A 25,012-nucleotide genomic window follows, 5' to 3' on the forward strand; every position below is an offset into this window, starting at 1 on the left:
TCTTGGTATAACTTTATTTATCTTAAAATTTTCACAATCACGTTTTTCATTGGAAAATAGTTTACAATGTTATCAAGTTACAAATGATATTCACCTTAAAAAGTGTGCATTTGTGTCTATTTTTTAACAATATCGCAAAAACTATTGCCATCTATAAATTAATAGGTTTATATTGTTTTATTGGCATAGTTTCAATCCAAGGAGAAAGGAGATTTTCAATCGTGCAACTAAAGAAAACGTTTTGGAAGCTGGCTTCGCTTCTTCCGTTATCATTACTTCTGTTCCTAGGCGGCTGTGATAAGAAACTCGCAGTATTAAATCCGCAAGGACCTGTTGCAAAAGCACAGTATGATTTAATTGTTTGGTCATTCTTGCTTATGTCATTAATTATCGCAATTGTATTCATCTTGTTTACAGTCATCTTGATTCGTTATCGTGAAAAACCAGAGAATATGGACTACGAGCCACCTGAACAACACGGTAACACATTATTAGAAATTATTTGGACGCTTGTTCCTGTTATTATCGTTATCGCATTATCGATCCCAACAGTAAAAGCAACTTATGCTTCGGAAGAGGTTCCGAAAGAGTCCAAACATATTAAACCAGTTGAAATTTATGTTACATCTGCAAACTGGAAATGGTTATTCAGTTACCCAGAGGAAAAAATTGAAACCGTTAACTATTTAAACATCCCAGCTGGTGTACCAATTCAATTCAAACTGACTTCTGTCGGCCCAATGAATGCTTTCTGGGTACCAGAACTTGGTGGTATGAAGTACACAATGGATGGCATGATTATGGATCTTTATTTACAAGCTGATAAGCCAGGTTCTTACCTAGGCCGTAGCGCGAACTTCTCTGGTGAAGGATTCACTCACATGGAGTTCGAAGTTGAAGCAAAAACTAAAGAGAAATATGACAAGTGGGTTAAAGAAGTACAACAAACTGCTCCTAAACTAACAGAAGATAAGTACAACGAAATTGTTAAACCTGGTGTAGTTGGTCGTATGACATTCTCTAGTCACCACTTAAGTTATGTAGATCCAAAATCACTTGAATATTGTGATTACAACTACTACAAAAACAAAAAAAAATAATAGCTATAATTCCAACAGATTGGAGTGAACACAGTGAAGCTTGATGAATTCTTTGTCACAGGTGACCCGATTATTTACGGTGCAGACGCTTCTATCGTTCTTGTGACATTAGCAATCATTTTCGTACTAACAAAGTATAAAAAATGGAAATGGCTTTGGGACGAATGGTTAACAACTGTTGACCATAAAAAAATCGGCGCCATGTATATTATTTCTGCGGTTATCATGTTATTCCGTGGTGGTATGGATGGTTTAATGATCCGTGCACAGTTAACATTCCCAGAAACAACTTATTTAAACGCTGAACACTATAACGGAATCTTCACAACACATGGTACAGTAATGATTCTTTTCATGGCAATGCCATTCGTTATGGGATTAATGAACCTTGTAGTACCATTACAAATTGGTGCTCGTGACGTTGCATATCCGTTCTTAAATGCTTTAAGTTTCTGGTTATTCTTTGTCGGAGCAATGTTATTCAACATCGCTTTCGTAATCGGTGGTTCTCCAGACGCTGGGTGGACTTCTTACTTCCCAATGGCAGGTACAGAGTTTACTTCTGGTGTAGGAAATAACTACTACGCAATTGCATTACAGATTTCAGGTCTCGGTACGCTAATGACCGGTATTAACTTCCTTGTTACTATCTTAAAAATGCGTACACCTGGTATGACTTTAATGAGAATGCCAATGTTTACTTGGTCAATCTTAATTACAACAGTTATCATTATTTTCGCTTTCCCAGTATTAACAGTTGCTCTTGCATTAATGACATTTGACCGTCTATTCGATGCTCACTTCTTTACGATGGCGAGCGGCGGTATGCCGATGTTATGGGCCAACCTGTTCTGGGTATGGGGTCACCCTGAAGTATATATCGTTATTTTACCGGCATTCGGTATTTTCTCTGAAATCATTAGTACATTCTCACGTAAACGTTTATTCGGTTACAGTGCGATGGTATACTCAATGGTTGCAATTTCTTTACTGAGTTTCGTCGTATGGCTTCACCACTTCTTCACGATGGGTGCAGGTCCAGCGGTTAACTCATTCTTCTCGATTTCGACAATGGCGATTTCGATTCCAACCGGGGTTAAGATCTTTAACTGGTTGTTTACACTGTATAAAGGACGTATTCGTTTTACAGTTCCAATGCTTTGGTCATTGGCATTTATTCCAAACTTCGTAGTCGGTGGGGTTACAGGGGTTATGCTTGGAATGGCAGCAGCTGATTATCAATACCATAACAGCTACTTCCTAATCGCTCACTTCCACTACGTATTAATTGCAGGTACAGTATTCGCTATGCTTGCTGGATTCACATTCTGGTATCCAAAAATGACTGGTCATATGTTAAATGAACGCCTAGGTAAATGGACATTCTGGATCTTTATGAGCGGATTCAACATCTGTTTCTTCCCAATGTACTTCTTAGGTTTAGACGGTATGACTCGTCGTATGTACACTTACTCTGAAAGTCTTGGATGGGGATGGCTAAACCAAATCGCATCTGTTGGTGCGGTAATGATGGGTATTGGCTTCCTACTTCTTTGCTACAACGTAATTTGGAGTGCACGTCACGGTGAACGTGACACAACTGGAGATCCATGGGATGGCCGTACACTTGAATGGGCAACTCAATCTCCTGTACAACATTACAACTTCGCGAAGCTTCCTGAAATTAAAGAAGCTGATGCTTTCTGGTACATGAAAAAACGCGGAGAAACAGTTACACCAGCAGCAGAAGATTTAAAACCAATTCACATGCCAAGTAACTCTGGTGTGCCTATTATTGCGTCTTTATTCTTCGGTCTTGCAGGTTTCGCATTAGTATTTAGCTGGTTCTGGCTTGCAGCAATCGGCGGCGTTGGTATTTTAGCTTGCTTAATCTATCGTTCATTCGATTATGACGATGGTTACTACGTAAGTGTTGATGAAATTAAAGAAACAGAACATATAGCATGAGAGGTGAAATGACATGGCGGCTTTAGATAAAAGCTTACCTTTGGAATATCAATCCGAACAAAGCAGATTGAATATCCTAGGATTCTGGATTTTTCTTGGGGCTGAAATTATGCTGTTCGCAACACTTTTCGCCTCTTATCTAGTCCTTGCTGGTCGTACGGCAGATGGCCCAACTCCAGCGCAACTGTTTGAACTTAAAACGCTTTTAATTCAAACATTACTACTTTTAACAAGTAGTTTCACATGTGGTATCGTAATTCACGAAATGCGTAAGCACAACCAAAAAGCAATGCTTGGATGGTTCATCCTTACATTACTTTTAGGTGCAGGTTTCCTATTCTTTGAAATCGAAGAGTTCATTATGTACATCGGTGAAGGCGCAACAATTCAAACAAGTGCTTTCCTATCTGCATTCTTCGTTCTTCTTGGAACGCACGGAGCCCACGTAACAGGCGGTATCATTTGGGCAACTTGTGTTATTATCCAAATTTTAAAACGAGGTTTAACACCAGTTACAGCTCGTAAAGTATTCATTATCAGCTTATACTGGCATTTCCTTGATCTTGTTTGGGTCTTTATTTACACACTAGTTTACTTGAACGGGATGGTGGCGTAAATGGGTCAAAATAACAACCAAGCAAACGGGCATGCGCATAGCGGATTCCCTTGGTCACACGTTTTCGGATTTATTTTATCGCTTGCACTAACGTTCCTAGCGCTATACGTGGCACTTTACACAAGCCTGCCACTTTCAACGATCTTAACAACTATTATCGTAATGGCTGTTGCGCAAGCGTTGTTACAATTAATCATGTTCATGCACTTAAAAGAAGGAGAAGGAAGAGTTCAAATTCTTACAATGATATACAGTTTCTTCGTTGCAACTGCAACAGTTGGTTTAACTGTATGGATCTTCTTCTCAATGTAATGTACATGAAAAGACTGCTGAGATTCCTCAGCAGTCTTTTTTTATCCCCATTAACGAGCAGTAAGACCCCCACGGATTAAAGTTTCACTTTATCCCCTCCCCTATTACATCCACATTACGGAATTAACAACAGAATCATGAAAAATATACTTATTATGACAAATGTTAAGAAAACTCTTTCTTTATGAAATCGAATCCATATGCGTTGCTTTTCTACCTATTATATGGCTAAATAGTTACTATATTTATTTGAAGGGAGAGAACGCAATGGAACATCACACTTCTGTTCTATCACTTATGGTTGTCGTTGCAATCGCGTTTTTCGTTCCCCTTTTGTTACAACGCTTTAAATTAAAAGCACTTCCTGTCGTTGTTGCAGAAATCATCGCAGGAATCTTTGTAGGTAAAAGTGGATTTAACATCATTGAGCCAGATATGTGGCTTCAAGTCTTATCAACACTAGGATTTATCTTCCTAATGTTCTTAAGTGGTCTAGAAATTGACTTTTCGATCTTTAAACAAAAAGGGAAAAAGAATACGACAAACGAACCAAACACATTCCAAGCAGCAAGCATTATCTTCTTATTTATTTTCATCTTATCTTATGCTCTATCATTACTATTCGTATGGCTAGGATTCGTAGATAATGCAATGTTTATGACTTTAATTATTTCAACTATTTCTTTAGGTGTTGTTGTACCAACATTAAAAGAGAATAACTTAGGAAAAACGGCAATCGGACAAATCATTTTATTAGTTGCTGTTATTGCAGATTTAGTTACAATGATTTTACTCGCTGTATTCGTCGGATTAAATTCCGAAAGCGGCCAAAGCATGTGGCTCCTTCTTCTTCTATTCGGTGCTGGTATTGTTATTTACTTCGTTGCAAAACGCTTTAAAAACATTCCATACTTAGATAGCTTAAAAGCTGGTAGTGTACAAATTGATACACGAGCTGTTTTTGCACTCATCTTAATATTAGTCGGGTTATCTGAATCTGTTGGAGCTGAAAATATTTTAGGTGCCTTCTTAGCGGGTGTACTTGTATCGTTATTATCACCAAATGAAGATATGGTTGAAAAACTGGATTCCATCGGCTACGGTTTCTTCATCCCTATTTTCTTCGTAATGGTTGGTGTAAATTTAGAGGTTTGGTCTATTTTCAAAGAACCTTCTAGTATGCTCATGATCCCAATTTTAATTGTGGGACTCTTTATTTCAAAACTGTTACCATCACTCGTCTTACGAAAATGGTATCCACGTAATATCGTACTGGGAAGTGCCATCTTATTAACATCGACACTCTCTTTAGTTATTGCAGCTGCACAAATTGGTGAAAAACTAGGAATCATCAGTCCAAGTTTATCTGCTTCCCTTATTTTAAGCGCAGTTATTACTTGTATTTTCGCACCTATATTATTTAAAAAGATGTTCCCGAAAGTAGAAACACCAAAACCAAAAGTTTCTATTATTGGTGCGAGCAGAATTACACTTCCATTATCACTTGATTTAAAACGAGAAGATTATGACGTGACACTATATATGATGCGTCAAAATAAAATAAATGATGAGGAAGCGAAATCGCATGACTTCCCTATCGTGAAATTAGATGACATCACAATTGCATCATTAACTGAACAAACAGCGTTTCATGCAGACCGCGTTGTTGTTGCAACAAGCGATGATGAACAAAACTTATTATTAGCAGAACATGCAAAGGAGCTAGGTGTTGAACATGTTATTGCAAGTGTAGAAGATCCACTTCTACAAGAAAAAGCAACGCAAGAACATATCGCCGTATTCTCAACAATTAACTCTACACGTATTCTATTACGTGCACTAATTGATAAACCGAGTCTCGTTCGCTTAATTACAACAGCAAACGAAACAGTCCGTGAAGTGGAACTACGGAGTAATAAATATAACGGCGTTGCACTTCGTCGCCTTCCATTTTTAGGCGATGTACTCGTCATTCAAATTTATCGTGGGAATAAAGCATTAATCCCACATGGTGATACAAGCCTACAGCACGGCGATACATTACTTGTAACTGGCTCAAAAGAACACATCGATACACTTAAAAGCATATTAGAATAGAAAAATGCCCCTCACATAATTGAGGGGCATTTTTTTCCATTTTATATGGTAAAATGTTACTATCATATATTATGAGGATGGATCACATTATGTCTATTGTAACTTTAGCTCTCTTATTATTAGCGGAAGTACTCGTTGCCATTATTCTCATCGGTGTTAGCATTGAAATTTGTAGTTACGGATGGAAAAAATCAAATGGAATAAAATACTCTTGCCTCCTACTTTCACTCCTTCTCGGAACTGCTAGCATACTCGGACTTTTCGCCGCACCTGCCTATTTCTTTATACAACTAACAGAAAAAGCCTTATAGGAAAGGATGTTAATATGATTACTGTGAAAAATATTGATGGATCTGAAACTTACGTATTACGTCAAAAAATTTTACGCCCGAGTCAAACGTTAACAGATTGTAAATACTCTTCCGACTATGAAACAGATACCTTTCACTTAGGCGCATTTATAAACGATGAACTTATTAGTATCGCTTCCTTCTCAAAAGAAATATACCCTGACTTACCAGCAGGTATGCATTATCGTCTACGAGGAATGGCAACATTACCTGAGTTTCGCAATAACCGTGCTGGAAGCTCATTAATTCAGAAGGCGGAACAAATCTTGCAAGAACGTCAAGCAAATATTTTATGGTGTAATGGCCGAGTTACTGTAGCTGACTATTACAAGCGCTTAGGCTTTCAGGAACATGGTGAGATATTTGAAATTGAACCGATTGGCCTTCATAAAGTACTGTATAAAAAGATATAAGAAAAGCTTTCCGCAGTATGGGAAAGCTTTTCTTATATTTCAATCTTCACTTTTTATTTTTTTCATATATATGTATATAAACAAACTAGGAACTAAAAAACAAGCAAACATAATAAGCCCTGTCATACTAATTTCCTTTATCGAAATATCTGGTGTTACAATAATACAAATAGCTAAAATCCCAATAACAATACCTACTGGAATGAATAATAACTTCATAAAATAACTGCGCGATACTCCCCCTGTATGCTCATACACTTCCACTGAATTTTTCAGATTTAAAAAGTTTATAACTATTATCCCGCCCATAAATACCATTAATAAATCCGAAACACTTTCATATCCTGCACCTTGCAAAACGTAGCGATAAAAAACAATACCTAGTATGATAATATTTTGTAAGATAAAAACTAATCTAATATGTTTTAGCCCCTCAATCATTAAACGTTCATCTTTCACGATTTTCATCCCCTCACTCCTTGTCCTCCCAAAACAAATCATTCAATGTTTTATCTACCGCATAACAAATTTTCAAACATAAATCTAAAGACGGGTTGTATTTCCCCTTCTCAATTAAACTAATCGTTTGCCTTGTAACGCCTACTTTTTCTGCTAATTGTTGCTGTGTTAAATCTAACTGAACACGCGCGACTTTTATTTTACTTACAGCCATTCATGTTCCTCCTCTACTCTTAGTGTAACATATATATTCCATTAAGTAATTTATAATTTACGTAATTGATTTAAGTTTCACTTTATTATACACAAAAAAGGAGCCTCTCATAAGAAGCCCCCTCTCCTATATCTATATTATAAGAATAAATGACATCCAAATAAAATTGTAAATAAGTATAGTAACGGATGTACTTCCATCCCTTTCCCTTTCACAATTTTTAAGACTGGATACACTAAAAACCCAATCGCAATTCCATTCGCAATACTAGACGTTAACGGAATACCAACGAAAATTAAAAATGCTGGTAATGCATCTTCAAATTCATTCCAATTAATATCACGAAGACTTTGTGCCATTAAACTACCTACAATAATTAATGAAGGAGCTGTAATAGCGGCTACACTTGATAGAGAAGCAATTACAGGGCTGAAGAATGCCGTTATAATCGTTAGACCGACAACTACAATACCTGTTAATCCTGTTTTACCACCCGCGGCAATACCAGCTGACGATTCAATCGTCGCTGCTGTTGGGCTTGTTCCAAAGATAGAGCCTGTAGTCCCGCCGATTGCATCTGCAATAAACGCTTTACCAAAACGTTTCTCTGTATTATCTGTAATTAAACCTGCTTGTTTAATTAAACCGAGTAATGCACCTGTTGTATCAAATAACAGTACAAGTAAAAATGAGAATACAACGCCATATAATCCGTATTCAATTACATCTGAAAAGGCGTTGATTGGATTTGAAACGATAATACCCTCTGGTAAATGAGGCATCGCAACAATTTTATCCGTGAACTTCAGTTGCCCTGTAAAGAAGGCGATAACTCCTGTCACAATCATACTAATAAATAATGCACCGCTCACACGCAATGCCATTAATACCGCCGCTAATATTAAACCAATTAGAGTTAAAATAACAGCTGGAGAATGGAAGTCACCAATCGTAACTAAGTTAGATGGATGATCAACGATAATTCCAGATAGACGTAATCCAATAAAAGCAATAAATAACCCAATTCCACCTGCAATCGCATGTTTTAAACTGTCAGGAATTGCGACAATTAGCTTTTGCCTAAATGAAGTGAAAGATAATAAAAGAAAAATAATACCTGTTACAAATACTGCTGAAAACGCAATGACATATGTAATCCCCTCTGCCTGTTGAACAACAGAATAAGCAAAATACGCATTCATTCCCATAGCTGGAGCAATAACAATTGGATAGTTAGCTAAAAACGCCATACATAGCGTCCCTACAACCGTCGCAATAATAGTTGCCGTAAAAGCTTGATCAAATGGTACACCTGCATCAGATAATATTTTCGGATTGATGACAAGAATATACGCAAATGTAAAAAAAGTTGTGATGCCAGCTAAAAGCTCTTGCTTCACAGAAGTGTTATATTTTTGTAATTGAAACATGGTTATGTACCCTTCCTACATCTGAATTATTATCACACATTCTTTTCTTACTAGTATGTGAGAAAATATAATACTTAATCTTAACAATCAATAAAAAGAGGAGTCAATATATTCACTAATAGTTCGAATTTTAAGTTTAAGTCTGACAAGTACAGATGTAGTACAGCTCGTCACGATTATTTTTGTAGCATAACAGATAAAAATGTTTTATAATTTGAAATAGTTAAATATTTAGGTAGCTCATTCTACAAGGGGGATTCTTCTTATGCAGCACACAAACAAATCTGGAACTTTAAACCGTGGTTTAAAAGAACGACACATTACTTTAATGTCACTCGGTTCAGCTATTGGCGTTGGACTCTTTTTAGGATCTGCTTCTGCTATTAAGCTAGCTGGCCCTTCTATTCTACTAGGTTATATGATCGCTGGACTCGTTATTTTTTTCATTATGCGAGCACTCGGAGAAATGGCAATTGAACAACCTGTTGCCGGTTCTTTTAGTAAATATGCTTATGATTACCTTGGACCACTAGCTGGCTATATTACCGGTTGGAACTACTGGTTCCTATGGGTTGTTACTTGCATGGCTGAAATTACGGCAGCTGGCATTTACATGCAGTACTGGTTCCCAGATATCCCACGCTGGACTTGGGCTTTACTCGCTCTATTATTAATGAGTGCTTTTAACTTCTTATCCGTAAAAGTATTTGGGGAACTTGAATTTTGGTTCGCTCTCATCAAAATTGTCACAATTATCTGTATGATAATTGTTGGAGCTGGTATTATTTTATTCGGATTCGGAAACGGCGGTATCGCTACCGGCATTTCAAACCTTTGGTCACATGGTGGCTGGTTCCCAAATGGTTTTTCTGGGTTACTGCTCTCTTTACAAATGGTGTTATTCGCTTATTTAGGCGTTGAATTAATCGGTGTTACAGCGGGTGAAGCTCAAAATCCGAAAAAAACACTCGCAAAAGCAATCGATAACGTATTTTGGAGAATATTACTGTTCTACGTTGGGGCTCTATTCGTTATGATGGCAATTTATCCATGGAACGAACTTGGTGAGAAAGGAAGTCCATTTGTATTAACATTCCAGCAAATCGGTATCGCAAAAGCAGCAGGTATTATTAACTTTGTCGTATTAACAGCAGCTCTTTCTTCTTGTAATGGCGGTCTATTTAGTACAGGCCGTATGCTATTTACATTGGCACAGCAAAAGAAAGCACCTGAAAGATTCGGTCGTTTAAATAAAAACGGTATTCCGAGTCAAGGAATTGTAGCAACTGCTATCGTTTTACTCATTGGCGTTATATTAAACTATCTCGTACCTGCAAAGGTATTTACATGGCTTACTAGTATTTCAACTTTCGGGGCAATTTGGACTTGGGGCATCATATTAGTCGCTCAAATTAAATTCCGTAAAGGATTGCAAACTGATAAAAAGGACAAGCTAACATATAAAATGCCTTTACATCCATTAAGTTCATATTTCTCACTCGCTTTCCTTGCACTAGTATTAGGTATAATGGCGTATTCAGAAGATACAAGAATCGCATTGATTGTCGGCCCAATTTGGCTTATTGGTTTAGCTATCGTGTATTACATGAAGGGATTTCATAAAATTGATGAAACACCTAATTCAAAAATTAGTTAAGTCCAAAATCTCTTCCTATTTACTAGGAAGAGATTTTTTCATTATTCTAACAAATATTTTTCAATTAAATTAACGCTATCTTTACACTATTTAATATTTTCTATCTTTCTTTCCACCCAAAAATAGATTACATTATTAAAGCAAATATTTTTATTAGGGGGATTCTTCTATGAAGAATAAAAAATGGATTACATTTTCTTTAGCAACAGCAATTACACTAAGTATAGGAGCCTCGTTCATTCCGTCTACTTATGCCGAAAGCTCAGTAGACCCAGCTCCTGAAATTGCTGCAAAAGTTGTAAATCAAAATAACGGGAAGAAAGTATTATTCGATAATACACACGGTCAAACTGCCGGGACAGCTGACTGGGTTATCGATGGCGGCTTTTCTGACTTCGGAAACGGTATTGCCCAAAACGGATATCATGTAAAAGAACTTCGTAAATCAACACCTATTACGTACGAAGATTTAAAAGACTACAATGTTTTTATCGTTCCAGAAGCTAATATTCCTTACAAGAAATCTGAACAAGATGCAATGTTACAATATGTGAAAAGTGGCGGAAGTATTTTCTTTATTGCCGACCATTATAATGCAGATCGTAATAAAAATCGTTGGGACTCTTCTGAAGTATTTAATGGATATAGACGTGGTGCTTGGGATAATCCAGCAAAAGGAATGTCTAACGAGGAAACAAATTCACAAGCTATGCAAGGAGTAGAAAGCTCTGATTGGCTATCTGACAACTTCGGTATTCGCTTCCGCTATAATGCTATTGGTGATGTTTCAGCTAAAAACATTGTATCACCGGCACAATCATTCGGAATTACAGAAGGGGTTTCATCTGTAGCAATGCATGCTGGTTCTACTCTAGCAATTACAAACCCAAAACTAGCAAAAGGCCTTGTGTATCTTCCAGAAAACCCATCAAAATGGAATAACGCTGTTGATAGCGGTGTTTATAACAGCGGTGGTGTTGCAGAGGGTCCTTATGCCGCTATCTCAAAAGTAGGTCTTGGAAAAGCTGCTTTTATTGGGGACTCTTCTCCTGTTGAAGATGCTACGCCAAAATACGTCCGTGAAGACTCTGGTCAAACAAAGAAAACTTACGATGGCTACAAGGAAGAAAACGATGCTATCTTACTAGAGAATATCGTAAATTGGTTATCGAAAAAAGAGACATTTACAAGTTTAGATCAAGTTAATGGTTTACAACTTGATCTACCTACTGCTTTACAAACATTCGAACAACCAAGCTTATCAACAGAACCACAACCTGAACCTTGGAGCGCGCCAAATGCAGGTTATCAATGGTTTAATACAAATACTTTCAAACCAGGTTCATATGGTTATAACGGTGCGGTAACAGCAAGCGACTACGTAGTTACACACCCTAGCACTCTACCAAACAATGAAGTGTTCCAAATAAAAATTCAAGTAAATAACTTATTACCAAACACAACATACAATAATTACTCTTTAGGTATATTTACTACTGGCGGTACACAAGTAGCAAAGGTTCAAAATACAAATGGTACTTGGCCATCTACTTTTGGATATAGTAGTGCATTCTCTTTCACAACAAACAGCTTAGGTACTGCTGAGAAAATTGTGAACGTACAAATCGATTCAAATACAGCTGGACAAGCAACGCTTCGTCTACGCCAAAATACGACAGCGAAATACAATGAAGCTGTAATAATTAATAAGAAATAATGAAAAAGGCAATCCGGATATGGATTGCCTTCTTTTTACTTCTCTTCTTTTGAGAAAAACATTCTTGAAATAACGATACCTATACTACCTACTATTAAGAATAACACTGCCCTGATCATCATTGAAACTTCTGGTAAGTCTAGAAGGAATAGCTTTCCTATCGTTACGACTAACACGACTAAGCCGGCATACAATATTTCATTCATATTTTTATTCCGTCCAAGCCAAACGGAAAATAATGCATATACCATCCATAATAATGATACCGATACGCTTATTATACTTCCATCTGTAGAAAGCACTTCACCGACTCTAGTAATTACAATAAATACAATAACCATAAACCAATAGAGCGTTATAGAATAAACATATTTTCCAAAACTCATTAACACATCTTTCGCTTGCTTCATGCAGTAATAAAATGTACCTATTAAAATAATATGAGCAACGAACCCAGCTGAAATGAAATGATCAAACGGACTAAAAATAGTTTGTATCATTCCAATCCCGTAAACCGTCGCACTAACATACAATTTTATCTGTTGTTTTACTTTAATAGCAGTCACCATAACGAGGAAACCTTGTAATAATAATACAATCGCTGCATTCACTAGACTATACTCATATAAAATCGCTAAACTAAATGCACCCATTGCGAAACCAAATAAAAGATTTGTAAATGTAGAATGTCTATTCTTCCTATATTCAAGCACGAACATAGTAGCGTGCACGAGTGCACTAATCATTAATCCCCATGTTGTGAATTCAGGTATTTTTGAAATGGCTAATATAAAGAGAACTGCATTCGCACTAAATATCGCCAAGCGTGGCTCTACTATAAAACTTCTCTCCGTAAACATATGCCAAAATAATAGTAAGTGAATTAAACCATAAGCAACTGTTAACTGTATTTGCAAATCCTCTACTAACATTGACATAATAGCAAAGAAGACAAAAAGGACAATAGCAGCAACAGCATAAGAAATCATATATAAATACTGATAACGATTTTTCAACGCATACCATAATAAGCTAAGTGTCAGTATCGTCTCATATCCAAAGAAAATATACGGATTAGGAGTCGTACTATTTAATAAGAAGGGTACGAAGAAAGCTCCTACCGCTACGAAGATAGTAAGATATTCCGATTGATACCTCTTTGCTACATAAATACCTAAAATGACCCATGCAATATTACATACAAACGCGACACTTGCTGGAATAAATCCATATAAATAATGTGCCGCAAATGTCGTTAAAACTATACCTGTAATACTGCCTCCCGCTAATACTAACCCTAACGCTTGCCGCTCTCGTTTAATTTGAATATCCCCTATATAATAAAAACCGATTGATAGGACAATACCAAACACAATTCGTATTGCTGGTGTTAATAATCCAGCATCTACCCCTGCTTTAAATAACCAGATTACTCCAAGTAACATAATGCCGACAAATATGCGCGGTAACCAAGTTTGGCAAAACTTAATAATATTAAATGGTTCTGGTTTAAAAGCAGATATATCCACTTGTTTTACCTCACGTTCTTGCACAGGCTCTTTTATTGTAACTACTTCTTCTTTTTGTTTTTCCTCCATTACCGTTTCAATATATTCTGTCTTTTCCTTACTAACATGTTGCTGAGCATTTTCTACTTCTATTTCTCTTTGTTTTGCTTTCAATTCAAAAAGCGCTTCTTGAATCGTTTCAATTGCCGTTTCAAGCGCTTCTATTTTCTTATTTAAATCCTCCTTCATACGCTCCCCCCTCATCACCTATTCAAAACCTATATATTACCAATTATCTTTATCATACTCTTAGTCTATTCATTTTCAATACTATTTTTCCAAAAAAAGAAAGGTGTTTTCCGAAATAGGAAAACACCTTTTACTTATTTATTCTTATTTAAAACTACACTAATGATAACGCCAATACAAGCACCTATAATAGCTGGAACAATCCACCCAACACCTTCTGTATAAAACGGAATATATTTCAATACTGGCGTCCACTGATTCAAGATTACATTTTTATTGAAAATATCAACTGCACTAAACAACGCTACAATCCCAACAGTTACTGCATATACGTATGCATACTTTCCAATATATTTATGGAATAACCCTAAAATAATTAGTGTTAATGCAACTGGATAAATAAATCCAAGAATCGGTACTGATACTTTTAAAATTTGCGTTAATCCTAAATTAGCTAAAATCATACTAACAAAACTTAATATAAATGCCCAAACTTTATACGCTACTTTCGGAAATGCACTTGCGAAAAATTGGCTACAAGATGTAACAAGTCCGATTGAAACACATAAACATGCGATCGTAAAAATAAGACCTAATAAAACGACTCCGCCTTGTCCAAATAATGTAGTCATCACTTGTGCTAACACGTTCGCCCCATTATCAAATGTCCCTAATGAGCCACTCATTGAACCAACATATCCAAGTATGACATAAATAATAGATAGTAATAGTCCTGCCCCAATTCCAGCAATACTCATATATTTCGCTAAACCTTTATCATCTTCAATGCCTTTTGCACGTAAAGCATTTGCAATAACAATCCCAAAAATTAAAGCTGCTAATGCATCCATCGTTAAATACCCATCTAAAAACCCTTGGAACATAGGAGCTTGTCCATAGCTTCCAGTAGCCTCTTTTACACTACCTACTGATGTAAACATGCTCTTTATAAAAATAAGGGCAATCATCCCTAATAATAACGGTGTTAAAACCTTTCCGAACAACCCCATTAATTTAGACGGTGATAAGCTTAACCAGTACACAATACTAAAGAAAATAACCGTGTAACATAATACAACTACACTTCCCGCTTCTGGGAACAACTGACCTGGCCCCATTTCAAAAGCTAAACTTCCTGCACGTGGTATACCAAGACCTGGTCCAATAAATAAATACACGATACACGGAAAAATAATGGCGAATGAAGAATGAACCCGACCCGCTAGCGTTTGAAAACTTCCTGCTTTCGCAATAGCAATAACTCCCAATATAGGAAGACCTGTTGCTGATATAATAAACCCTACTAATGAAATCCACACATGTTCTCCCGCTTCATACCCAAGGAAAGGTGGGAATATAAGATTCCCCGCTCCAAAGAACATCGAGAATAACATAAGGCTAATCAGTAAAATTTCTTTTTTCTGTAACAATTTCATTTGTTTCTCCTTCTTTAATTTCATCTTTTATGAAATCAATTTCACATATAAAAAAATTGCAATAATCCGCTTCCTAACAAAGAAAACATAGTCCATAGTCTATCACAAAAGAAACACCCATTCTATAGCTATCTCTCTTTTCCAATTTCTTCTGAAAAATCAACCTTTATTGACTTATAATAGTTAATAAGGTAAAATATTAAATGTACAAAATTATTAACTTTGTTTTTGTTTGTGTCAGGAGGAAAATAACATGGAATCAACGATACAACTAGAAAGAGAACAACAAAGAAAAAAGAAACATCCTCCAGGTTTATACTTACTCTTCTTTACAGAAATGTGGGAAAGATTTAGTTACTATGGATTACGAGGATTATTAACATTATATTTAACGACAGCTTTAGTAAGCGGTGGTCTTGGGTTTAGTCCCGCATGGGCACTCTCTATTTACGGATTTTATACTGGAGCCTGTTATTTCACACCAATGATTGGTGGATACTTAACAGACCGTTTTCTAGGTAGACGAAAAGCAATCACAATTGGTGGTATAACAATGGCAATCGGTAACCTTACACTATTTGCCTTGCAAAACCAATTAGGCCTATACCTCGGATTAGCGCTTATTATTATTGGTAATGGATTCTTCAAACCGAACATCTCTACACTGGTTGGAGAATTATACGAAGAGAATGATCCAAAACGTGATAGTGCATTTACCATTTTCTATATGGGTATTAACGTCGGGTCATTTTTAGCTCCACTCGTTTGCGGATTTTTATCAGAAAATTTATTCAAAACAACAGTTGATGGCGTTGTACATTACGGATTCCGTTACGGTTTCTTAGCCGCTTCAATCGGAATGATCATTGGACAAATTTTATTTACAACACTATCAAATCGCTTCCTTGGTGATATTGGTAAAAAACCAACTCGCGATTTGCAAACAGCTGCTGGACAACCATCAGTAGGAGATACACCGTTAACCAAAAAAGAAAAACAACGTACCGCAGTTATCGTCATTTTAACATGCTTCGTTGTCTTCTTCTGGGCTGGCTTTGAACAAGCTGGTAGCTCATTAACATTATATACAAACAAATTTGTAGACCGCTCTGTGTTCGGATGGGAAGTTCCAACATCTTGGTTCCAATCGGTCAATCCATTATTTATTATTTTACTTGCCCCAGTCATTTCAGCATTATGGGCAAAACTTGCAACTCGTAAGCGCGGGGATTTAAAAATCCCAACTAAAATGGGACTTGGTATGATCCTACTCGGTATCGGTTATATCATTCTTGTTATCGCTACATTAAAAACAGGTAGTGATGAACATAACATTACAGAAAAAGCAAACTTACTATTTATCGTCTTTACGTATCTTTTCCATACGTTAGGTGAGCTATTCTTATCACCTGTTGGACTATCAATGGTTAGTTCGCTCGCTCCAGTAAAACTAGCATCTTTACTAATGGGCGTATGGTTAGCAAGTTCAGGTATCGCCAACATTTTAGGTGGACAACTTGCAAGCTTCACAACTTCACTTGGATATGCTGAAGTATTTACAGTTATTGGCGCTGTAGCAATCGTTTTAGGTTGTGTTTTATTACTAATTTCCAAAAAGTTAGTGAAGTGGATGGATTAAAAAAAGATGAGGGATTTCCCTCATCTTTTTTTATGCATTCTTACCTTTTTCTATCGCTTGTTCGTACAGCTCTTTATGTTCTTTATATTCACTTGGAACAAAATTCTTATAGAAGAATGCAAGCCAACTGTCTCCTTTTTTATATCCTTCTTCTCGAATGTCAGCCGCTTTTTTATTCGATTTGAATCCTTCAACAAACCATTTTTTTAACGATTCATTCTTTTCATATTTAGCAGGTACCTTTAAATCATAGTTTTCAAACGCATACTTATAGCCAACCTTTTCTACTGCCTTTTTTGTAGATTTATACCCTTTTTCATAGGCTGTTTCATATGCCTTCACGTATACTTCTTTCTCTCTATTTCCAGGATTCTTTTCAGCTAGTTCTTTCCCGGTCTTTTCCCCTAATTCAGCTTGCTCTTTTTCAATTTTTTCTGTTCTTTCTTTATTCCCTACTTTGAACCCGTCTGCAAAGTTTACCTTAAACTCTGGAGCAACTTGACTATCGTCCATCGTCTCTTGTGCTAAACCTTGTTCTTTTCCTTTTTCAAAATACGTTTTTTTCTGCTCTGCTAAAGACCATGCGGCTGCATAAGTCGCTTTAAACGCTTGTTTATATGCATCAGATTTTCCAGCTACATGCACTTCTGCATCATTTTTTCCTGCTTTAAAATCAGTTTCTCCATTCTTTTGACCTTCAAGTTGACCTTTTTCCATATCAGCTTGGCGCTGCGCTTCCTCTTGCTTACGTGCCTCTTCAGCTTTTCTCTGTTCCTCGGCTACACGTTGTCTCTCTTCTTCAGCTTTACGCTGTGCTTCTGCAGTACGTTGTTTTTCAGCCTCAGCGTTGCGCTGGGCTTCTGCAGCACGTTGTTTTTCAGCCTCAGTATTGCGCTGGGCTTCTGCTTGTCTCTCAGCTTCTACAGTACTATTATTATTCTGGCTAGGAGCTGGGCTCGTTGCACCACTACTAGAAGCTGGTTTATTGTGATAATGATATTCCCCGTACTGTAATCCCCATTTCTCACAATTTGTACGACACGTATGTCCGCCATTAGCATCTGTACGCCCTGGATGCGCATAAGCTGAAATTGGAGCTACCAATAACGCTATACTCGTTGTTAAAAGAAGTTTCTTCACCTGTTGTCTCACTCTTGTTCCTCCCAAAATCTTGAATTATAACTTCATTATACATAAATAGAAAAATACTTGAATACCAACTAAAATATTCTATTATTTCTCAACATTAGTAAAAAAGAAGGTCAACTCTTTAAAGAGTTGACCTTCTTTTTTACTTCTTCGCCTTTGTTCCTACTAAATCACCAGCAACAACATAACGTTTAGAATTATCTTTCACTGATACACATGTAATAAGCGTTATCTCATCTTTCCCATGATCCTCTACAACTTCCCATTTATCAGGAGTTACTTCAGATACACCAGTAACCGCATACTCATATTCATTTTCATTGTCATACAAATAAATTTTATCGCCTTTTTTTAGAGACGCTATGTCACTAAATAAAACACCTTTTTTAGACATGTTATGTCCTGCTAATGCATAGTTCCCTTTTCCCATTACTTGATTTTCTTTTACTGTTGCTGCACCTGATAATAAGTTTTTCTCAGTAGAAGATTTTAAAACAGGAATTTCTAATGAAACACTCGGGATCGAAATACGACCAATTACTTGTTTCTTATCTAATGATGCATTCGCTACTTCTGCCAAGTCTGGCTGATTAATTTTCGAAGCATCTACAAATTCCGTCTCATGTTTTTCATAATCCATCTTTTGAACAGCCTGTACATTTTCAGTCTGTTTCTTTTCAGCCTGATATCCATCATAAAATGGCTTTCCGATTAACACGCCACCTACAACAAATAGCAGAATTGCTACTATACTATAAATTCTTTGCTTATTCATATACAATTCCTTTCCCCTACAAAATCTTACTCTATATAAAATGATAAGATAATATTGCTATATGTACAAGTATTAGCTGAAAAGAAACCTTCTTGCCGGGGCAAGAAGGTTTCTTTTTAAGCTAATTTATTTCTGTATAGTGATACGTGGAATACTGTCACTTGAGTCAAATAAATCAAATATACAACATATAAAGGATACGCTGGAATATACAAATTTGCTACAGGTGTAAATATTAATAATCCTAGTGCACAAGGTAATACAAACCACAATGATACAAATGTTGTTCGACATGCTCTATCTGTAATATCCTTCTCACGTTCATCCTCTTGGGGAAATAATAAAGGATACAATCGCAATGATGATTTTTTATATTTCTTCTTATGCAATCTTTTAAAAAACGCTAATATGATAGCTACAATAAATAGTAATACAACAGGTGTCAAACTCATTGTTATTTTAGATGACAAATTCTCATTTTCAATAATATCAGCAAACTGTATATAAAAATCATAAAACTCTACAAATGCCCAGCATGCCAATACACTGTAAAATAAATTTATGATATATGAAGCAATAATTCTATTCATCCTCTTCCCCCTCCTTATTTAAAACAAACACATCTTCCATCTTTAACTGAAACACATCACAAATCGTAAGTGCTAATAACAACGAAGGAACGTAATCCCCTTTTTCAATTGCTGCAATTGTTTGTCTCGTCACTCCAACCTTTTCTGCTAATACACTTTGCGAAAAATTGAAGCGAGCCCTTAATTCTTTCACTCTATTTAAAATGGTCAATTTTACCACCTCTCAATTTTATTGTATGTTATCCTTAACAAAATGTAAACTCAACTTAACATTATTTTTACAAAAAAATCCAACTTTACATATTGTAAAGTTGGATTACGTTTTAGTTTAAAATTGTAACTTTAACATTTTTTCTGCCCCAATTACTAGATGAAGCTTTATCAGGCATTAAAACATCGATTTTGTGACCTTTAATTGCGCCACCAGTGTCGGCTGCAATTGCTTGTCCATAACCTTCAACATATACAGTAGAACCTAATGGGATAACACTTGGATCTACAGCAATTAATTTCATTCCTGGGTTTGCAGTTAGATTATAGCCTCCCCATGCAGAATAAACTTGTTGTCCTGACGCATAGCCATTTTCAGCTGGATCTGCTGTATAAGCTGTTGCATGTACATAGATTTCTCTTCCACCAGCAGTTGGCTTCGAAGGTTGTGCAGGTTCTACCTTCGAATTATTATTAGCAGCAGGTTCAGCTGGTTTATTAGCTTTCTCTTGCTTTTGTTTTTCAGCAATTTCTGCTTGTGCTTTCACTAAAGCTTCTCGCTCAGCCTTTGCAGCCGCTTCTGCTTTCGCACGCTCTTCTGCTGCAATTCTTGCTGCTTCTTGCTCACGAGCAATCGTTTCTTGTACTGCCTTCATATTTGACTCAATTTTAGCTTTTTCTTCTGCTGCTAAATTAAGTTGGCTTGCAATCTGATTATATTTAGCTTGAACTGTTTGTAAGTTATCTTGACGCTTTTTCAAGTTATCTTGCAACTCAGCTTGTGCTTTTGCTAATTTTTGTTTGTCTACTACTAAAGATGCTTCTTTTTCATCAATTGTTTTCTTATCCTCTTCAATTTGACGAAGATCTTGTTCTTGTAGACGTAAAATTTCTTTATCAGCTTCTAGAATAGTAGAAACTGCGTTCATACGTTGTAAGAAATCTGCAAAGTTTTTTGACTCTACTACAACTTCCACTACTAAACTTGTATTTGAACTGTTTTGAACAGAAACCATACGTTTTCTCATAATATCCTTACGAGCAAGGACTTTATCCTCTAAAACGACAATTTCATTCTTTTTTTGCTCAATCTGCTTATGTGTTTCATCAATTTTACGTTGAATAGCAGCTTGATCCTCTTTATTTTTTGCAATTGTATTATTTAAATTATGTAGTTCGTTTTCGATACCTTGAATTTCTTTACTAACAGCTTGCTTCTCTTGCTCTTTCTTCTGCATATCTGCATCGTTTTGCTGCAATTGCTGTTGCATGTTGTTAAGTTTCTCGTCGTTTGACTCTGCTTTTACAGCGACTGTACTAGAAAGACTGATAATTCCTGCTAATACTAGACTACTGATTCGCTTAAAATAGTTCATAATCCGACTCCCTTCTTATACAGTTATACATGATTTATTTTACAGTTTGTTTACAATACCATTAAATACAGTTTATTTTTCATGACGAAAAAAAGGGAATTATGCATAAAATGTAATAGATTCTTAAATATTTAACAATTCCTATATTTAAAAATTATAAAAGATGCTAAAATCCAAATATAGAGAAAATATAACTTCTAAAGGCGGTTGAAATAAATATATGTTTACTCAAAAGAAATCACTCCAACATAAAATTGATCAATTAGAAAATCGTATACAGGAACTAGAAGCAGAATTAAAACAAAAAGATATTGAAAAACAAGAGATTATTTCTTCTATTCACGACCGTGTGCAAAGCGTCATTCAAGAGCATCAACTTGTAAATAATCAACACCATACACTTCAAAATTTAGTTCAACAATTAAACTCATGTTTCGAAAATGTTTCAACGCGTACTACACATTCCAATGAATTGAATAACGAAATGTTACAAAAAGAACAAAGCTTAATTCAATCTATTGAAGAAATTATTGACTGTTCTAATGAAGGAAAAGAATCTGTTCACCGTCTACTTATTGTAATTAACAAATTAGGTGAACAATCTCAGCGTACGTCTAACAGTATGAATCATTTAAGCGAACGCTCAAAAGAAATCGAGCAAATTGTAGAAGTCATTCAAAACATTGCAGCACAAACAAATTTACTAGCTTTAAATGCAAGTATTGAAGCAGCACGTGCTGGAGAACACGGTAAAGGATTCGCTGTCGTTGCCAATGAAGTAAGAAAACTAGCAGAAAGCACAGCAGAAAGTACAAAAAACATTGGCAACTTAACGAAAAAAATTCAAGAAGAAATTGAAAAAGCATATGATAACACAAAAGATAATTTGCATTTAGTCGATGAAGGTGTAGAAATGAGTGCCGATACAAACGCTAGAATTGAAAATATTTTAATTATGATTCAAACGTTACAAAATGGTGCTACCAATGTTATTAAAGCTATCGAAAATCAAAAATCTTGTAATGATGATATATTACGAGAATTCGCTAATACACAACAAATGTTCCAAAAATTAAATACTACTATTATGAACCATATTCATGATGCTGAAAAAGTCGATGTTCAATTGACTAAAGGTCTTCAAGAAACAGCGGTTTCTCATTAATAATAAAAACCCCTTATAACGCCATAAGGGGTTTTTATTATATTTCGAATTTTTATTTCTTCTCAATATTCATCCATATCTTTGTTATAATGGAAAAGTTGTTTCTTTCGACTAATAAACAAGGAGGATGTTATGGAACAATTTCACTTCATTTTAAAATATTTAATTCTTGGTCTGTTCCAAGGACTAACAGAACCAATTCCAATTTCTTCAAGCGGTCACCTCGTTTTAGCACAACATTTGCTAGGACTAGAAATAGAAGGGTTTAGCTTCGAACTACTTGTTAATTCAGCTTCATTATTAGCTGTATTACTTATTTATAGAAATGATTTAATTCGTCTAACGAAGAATGGTCTATCTTATATATTCACAAGAGCAGAAGACGCAAAATCAGATTTCTTCTTTATTATTTATCTTGTTATTGCGACCATTCCAGCAGGTGTTATTGGTGTTTTATTTAAAGATTACATCGATCAGTACTTAAAAGGTGTGAAGATGGTTGGGATTTCCCTCCTTATTACTGCTGTTGGCCTTTGGATTATTAGAAACTTGCGTGGGCGTAAAAATGATGGCGACCTTTCTATGAAAGATGCAATCATCGTCGGATTAGCACAAGCTTGCGCACTAATCCCTGGAATTAGCCGATCAGGTGCAACAATCGTAGCAGCGATGTTACTTGGTATGAAGCAAGAAACAGCCCTTCGTTTCTCATTCTTACTATATATCCCTGTTAGCTTAGGTGGTTTATTACTAAGTATTACAGACATTGCAAAAGATCCAAATCTAGACACATTATTCGTACCATATGTCGTTGCATTTATCGCAACATTTATTATGACGTATATTTCGTTAAAATGGTTTATGAACATTATGGCAAAGGGAAATTTAAAATATTTCTCTTTCTATTGCATTATCGTAGGTGTACTTACTCTTATTTTCTTATAAAGTGAAACTTACAAAGCGAAAAGCGAGTCATTCTATTAAACTAGGATGACTCGCTTTTTTATATCTTTGCCCCTCTTACCTTTCTATACAGTAAGAGGGGCCCTTTTATGCGTATACTTTCTTTTCTTGACAATACAAACGAATAACATGTTTATCTTGTTGAAATACATCATGCGTTAGGCGGATAATAATAAAATTTCGTTTTGTTTGATCATCATGAACAAAAATCTGTTCTCCCTCTAGAAAACGCCACGCACTTTCAAAAGTTGTAATATGATCCCCACTTACAGAAAAAAGCTCATATCGCATATCTTGTACCCTCTCTCAACTTATAATAATCATAATATCCTTATATTAAATTTAGTATAACTTAATTCCATTGAGATTTGTAATTTTTTCTATTTCGAAATATTTTAATTTTGTTTTCAGGCTCTTTTAACGTTATAATGATAAACGAATTTTCATTGAAAGGAGCTTCATTTTGACTGCATATTTATTTCCAGTAAAAACTGCATTTATTTTATTTCCTATTTTAGCAATGTTTCTCTTAATACCTTTTTTAATATTTAACTACCGAAAGTATGGTTATTTAAATAAATGGCGTTCATTTATTTTATACTCACTATTACTTTACTTATTAAATGCCTATTTTCTTGTGATTTTGCCGTTACCACAAACATATGATACTTGTAGCCTACAACCGGCTAATACGCAGCACATGCAACTATCACCATTTTATTTCATACAAGAAATTAGTAATCACACCTCGGCAATTTTAACGAAACCAGCTACTTATTTCTACCTATTAAAAGAATCTGCGTTTTTACAAGTAGCATTTAACGTTCTATTAACCGTTCCATTTGGTATTTACTTACGTTATTATTTCCGACGTAGTTTCTTACAAACAATTTGTATTTCTTTTTGTCTTTCACTCTTTTTCGAGCTAACACAAGTGACTGGACTATACGGTATATATAATTGTGCCTACCGCTTATTTGATATAGACGATCTGTTTTTAAATACATTAGGCGGCGTAATTGGCTTTATCATTGCACCAATATTTACGTACTTCCTTCCGAAAGCAAACGAATTAGATAGTCATATTGATTTGGAAACGAAACCAGTCGGATTCGTTCGTCGCTTTATCGCGATGCAAATTGATTGGATTTTCTTATCTATCGTTGTACCTGTCATTAAAAACAAAGGAAATTCCTTCTTTGTTTCTAATATTCAATCTTACACGAACATATACGAACTCATTTTCATAACGTGTTCAATCTTTATTTACTTTATTATCATTCCATACTTTACGAACGGAAAGACAATTGGTAAAGCATTGCTTCGTATTTACGTGAAAGGAAAATCAGATCGTATTACGTTGAAGGAACTATTCATCCGTTATGGTATATTCTATTTCGTTTTAGGTGGAATCAATTATATTCTTTCTAGTAGCTCTATCTTAAATCTTAAAGAGCCTTTAGTATTAGTAGTTATATTATTATTCCAACTCGTAATTAACGGTCTATTTATTATTCATGTTTTATTACATGTATTTAGTCGTGATAAGTTACTATTTTACGAGCGAATTAGTCAAACAAGAAATGCGATCATACTAAAAAAAGCTGACAAGTAATACT

24 protein-coding genes are annotated in these 25,012 nt (G+C 35.5%); 13 read left to right on the forward strand and 11 right to left on the reverse strand.

The window, feature by feature from the left end:
* Positions 1 to 221 precede the first annotated feature (221 nt).
* The 7 genes from ACXY7N_RS13185 to ACXY7N_RS13215 all read left to right on the forward strand — a co-directional run bounded on the left by ACXY7N_RS13185 (position 222) and on the right by ACXY7N_RS13215 (position 6,856).
* The gene (locus ACXY7N_RS13185; protein WP_001176182.1) at positions 222 to 1,100 is read left to right on the forward strand and encodes a cytochrome aa3 quinol oxidase subunit II; all 879 of its coding nucleotides are present in this window, start codon (positions 222 to 224) and stop codon (positions 1,098 to 1,100) included.
* Positions 1,101 to 1,133: 33 nt separating this feature from the next.
* The gene (qoxB, locus tag ACXY7N_RS13190; protein WP_016089270.1) at positions 1,134 to 3,068 is read left to right on the forward strand and encodes a cytochrome aa3 quinol oxidase subunit I; all 1,935 of its coding nucleotides are present in this window, start codon (positions 1,134 to 1,136) and stop codon (positions 3,066 to 3,068) included.
* Positions 3,069 to 3,081: 13 nt separating this feature from the next.
* Positions 3,082 to 3,684, forward strand: a complete 603-nt coding sequence (gene qoxC / locus ACXY7N_RS13195; RefSeq protein ID WP_000729314.1) for a cytochrome aa3 quinol oxidase subunit III — start codon at positions 3,082 to 3,084, stop codon at positions 3,682 to 3,684.
* Complete coding sequence (gene qoxD / locus ACXY7N_RS13200) at positions 3,685 to 3,996, forward strand: cytochrome aa3 quinol oxidase subunit IV (protein WP_000531383.1); 312 nt, start codon at positions 3,685 to 3,687, stop codon at positions 3,994 to 3,996.
* A gap of 267 nt (positions 3,997 to 4,263) precedes the next feature.
* Positions 4,264 to 6,093 carry a monovalent cation:proton antiporter family protein gene (locus ACXY7N_RS13205; RefSeq protein ID WP_000399985.1) on the forward strand — a complete coding sequence of 610 codons (1,830 nt, stop codon included), beginning with the start codon at positions 4,264 to 4,266 and terminating at the stop codon, positions 6,091 to 6,093.
* Between the two features lie 53 nt (positions 6,094 to 6,146).
* Positions 6,147 to 6,404, forward strand: coding sequence for a DUF4022 family protein (locus ACXY7N_RS13210; RefSeq protein WP_071743379.1), 258 nt, complete (start codon positions 6,147 to 6,149; stop codon positions 6,402 to 6,404).
* A gap of 14 nt (positions 6,405 to 6,418) precedes the next feature.
* On the forward strand, positions 6,419 to 6,856 hold the full coding sequence (locus tag ACXY7N_RS13215; RefSeq protein ID WP_000633763.1) for a GNAT family N-acetyltransferase: 438 nt from the start codon (positions 6,419 to 6,421) through the stop codon (positions 6,854 to 6,856).
* A gap of 39 nt (positions 6,857 to 6,895) precedes the next feature.
* On the opposite strand, the gene ACXY7N_RS13220 is transcribed toward ACXY7N_RS13215, so the two are convergent.
* The 3 genes from ACXY7N_RS13220 to ACXY7N_RS13230 all read right to left on the reverse strand — a co-directional run bounded on the left by ACXY7N_RS13220 (position 6,896) and on the right by ACXY7N_RS13230 (position 8,959).
* The gene (locus ACXY7N_RS13220) at positions 6,896 to 7,324 is read right to left on the reverse strand and encodes a hypothetical protein (RefSeq protein WP_000706642.1); all 429 of its coding nucleotides are present in this window, start codon (positions 7,322 to 7,324) and stop codon (positions 6,896 to 6,898) included.
* A 4-nt stretch (positions 7,325 to 7,328) separates the two neighbouring features.
* A complete protein-coding gene (locus tag ACXY7N_RS13225; protein ID WP_000301180.1) occupies positions 7,329 to 7,529 on the reverse strand; it encodes a helix-turn-helix transcriptional regulator in 201 nt (66 codons plus the stop codon).
* Between the two features lie 137 nt (positions 7,530 to 7,666).
* Positions 7,667 to 8,959 carry an NCS2 family permease gene (locus ACXY7N_RS13230; protein WP_000487208.1) on the reverse strand — a complete coding sequence of 431 codons (1,293 nt, stop codon included), beginning with the start codon at positions 8,957 to 8,959 and terminating at the stop codon, positions 7,667 to 7,669.
* Between the two features lie 265 nt (positions 8,960 to 9,224).
* On the opposite strand from ACXY7N_RS13230, the gene ACXY7N_RS13235 reads away from it, so the two are divergent.
* Both ACXY7N_RS13235 and ACXY7N_RS13240 read left to right on the forward strand, forming a co-directional pair.
* Positions 9,225 to 10,616 carry an amino acid permease gene (locus ACXY7N_RS13235; RefSeq protein WP_016089272.1) on the forward strand — a complete coding sequence of 464 codons (1,392 nt, stop codon included), beginning with the start codon at positions 9,225 to 9,227 and terminating at the stop codon, positions 10,614 to 10,616.
* 169 nt (positions 10,617 to 10,785) lie between these two features.
* The gene (locus ACXY7N_RS13240; RefSeq protein WP_016089273.1) at positions 10,786 to 12,333 is read left to right on the forward strand and encodes a hypothetical protein; all 1,548 of its coding nucleotides are present in this window, start codon (positions 10,786 to 10,788) and stop codon (positions 12,331 to 12,333) included.
* A gap of 35 nt (positions 12,334 to 12,368) precedes the next feature.
* Here ACXY7N_RS13240 and ACXY7N_RS13245 read toward each other — a convergent pair whose 3' ends face one another.
* Together ACXY7N_RS13245 and brnQ1 are read right to left on the reverse strand one after the other, a co-directional pair.
* Positions 12,369 to 14,090 (reverse strand): DUF2339 domain-containing protein, encoded by a 1,722-nt coding sequence (locus ACXY7N_RS13245; protein WP_488592427.1) that lies wholly within the window; start codon positions 14,088 to 14,090, stop codon positions 12,369 to 12,371.
* Positions 14,091 to 14,224: 134 nt separating this feature from the next.
* The gene (gene brnQ1 / locus ACXY7N_RS13250; RefSeq protein WP_016089275.1) at positions 14,225 to 15,526 is read right to left on the reverse strand and encodes a branched-chain amino acid transport system II carrier protein BrnQ1; all 1,302 of its coding nucleotides are present in this window, start codon (positions 15,524 to 15,526) and stop codon (positions 14,225 to 14,227) included.
* 253 nt (positions 15,527 to 15,779) lie between these two features.
* Between brnQ1 and ACXY7N_RS13255 the strand changes: the two genes are divergently transcribed.
* On the forward strand, positions 15,780 to 17,165 hold the full coding sequence (locus tag ACXY7N_RS13255) for a peptide MFS transporter (RefSeq protein WP_000446271.1): 1,386 nt from the start codon (positions 15,780 to 15,782) through the stop codon (positions 17,163 to 17,165).
* A 30-nt stretch (positions 17,166 to 17,195) separates the two neighbouring features.
* Here ACXY7N_RS13255 and ACXY7N_RS13260 read toward each other — a convergent pair whose 3' ends face one another.
* The 5 genes from ACXY7N_RS13260 to ACXY7N_RS13280 form a co-directional block, all read right to left on the reverse strand.
* Positions 17,196 to 18,317 carry a YHYH domain-containing protein gene (locus tag ACXY7N_RS13260; protein WP_488592428.1) on the reverse strand — a complete coding sequence of 374 codons (1,122 nt, stop codon included), beginning with the start codon at positions 18,315 to 18,317 and terminating at the stop codon, positions 17,196 to 17,198.
* A 139-nt stretch (positions 18,318 to 18,456) separates the two neighbouring features.
* On the reverse strand, positions 18,457 to 19,089 hold the full coding sequence (locus ACXY7N_RS13265) for a class A sortase (RefSeq protein ID WP_002108795.1): 633 nt from the start codon (positions 19,087 to 19,089) through the stop codon (positions 18,457 to 18,459).
* Between the two features lie 116 nt (positions 19,090 to 19,205).
* Positions 19,206 to 19,679 carry a hypothetical protein gene (locus ACXY7N_RS13270; RefSeq protein ID WP_001079775.1) on the reverse strand — a complete coding sequence of 158 codons (474 nt, stop codon included), beginning with the start codon at positions 19,677 to 19,679 and terminating at the stop codon, positions 19,206 to 19,208.
* Positions 19,672 to 19,890: a helix-turn-helix transcriptional regulator gene (locus ACXY7N_RS13275; RefSeq protein WP_000154011.1), complete on the reverse strand. Its 219-nt coding sequence runs from the start codon at positions 19,888 to 19,890 to the stop codon at positions 19,672 to 19,674. Before ACXY7N_RS13275 ends, ACXY7N_RS13270 begins: the two co-directional genes overlap by 8 nt.
* A 112-nt stretch (positions 19,891 to 20,002) precedes the next feature.
* Positions 20,003 to 21,265, reverse strand: coding sequence for a 3D domain-containing protein (locus ACXY7N_RS13280; protein ID WP_016133631.1), 1,263 nt, complete (start codon positions 21,263 to 21,265; stop codon positions 20,003 to 20,005).
* 484 nt (positions 21,266 to 21,749) lie between these two features.
* Between ACXY7N_RS13280 and ACXY7N_RS13285 the strand changes: the two genes are divergently transcribed.
* Together ACXY7N_RS13285 and ACXY7N_RS13290 are read left to right on the forward strand one after the other, a co-directional pair.
* Positions 21,750 to 22,430, forward strand: coding sequence for a methyl-accepting chemotaxis protein (locus ACXY7N_RS13285; RefSeq protein ID WP_437435395.1), 681 nt, complete (start codon positions 21,750 to 21,752; stop codon positions 22,428 to 22,430).
* A gap of 132 nt (positions 22,431 to 22,562) precedes the next feature.
* On the forward strand, positions 22,563 to 23,375 hold the full coding sequence (locus ACXY7N_RS13290) for an undecaprenyl-diphosphate phosphatase (RefSeq protein WP_088083233.1): 813 nt from the start codon (positions 22,563 to 22,565) through the stop codon (positions 23,373 to 23,375).
* 105 nt (positions 23,376 to 23,480) lie between these two features.
* Here ACXY7N_RS13290 and ACXY7N_RS13295 read toward each other — a convergent pair whose 3' ends face one another.
* Positions 23,481 to 23,684 carry a hypothetical protein gene (locus ACXY7N_RS13295; RefSeq protein ID WP_016089280.1) on the reverse strand — a complete coding sequence of 68 codons (204 nt, stop codon included), beginning with the start codon at positions 23,682 to 23,684 and terminating at the stop codon, positions 23,481 to 23,483.
* Between the two features lie 172 nt (positions 23,685 to 23,856).
* On the opposite strand from ACXY7N_RS13295, the gene ACXY7N_RS13300 reads away from it, so the two are divergent.
* Complete coding sequence (locus ACXY7N_RS13300; RefSeq protein ID WP_000128049.1) at positions 23,857 to 25,008, forward strand: VanZ family protein; 1,152 nt, start codon at positions 23,857 to 23,859, stop codon at positions 25,006 to 25,008.
* The last annotated feature ends 4 nt before the right edge of the window (positions 25,009 to 25,012 follow it).

It is taken from the genome of Bacillus sp. 5w2, from assembly GCF_054353775.1.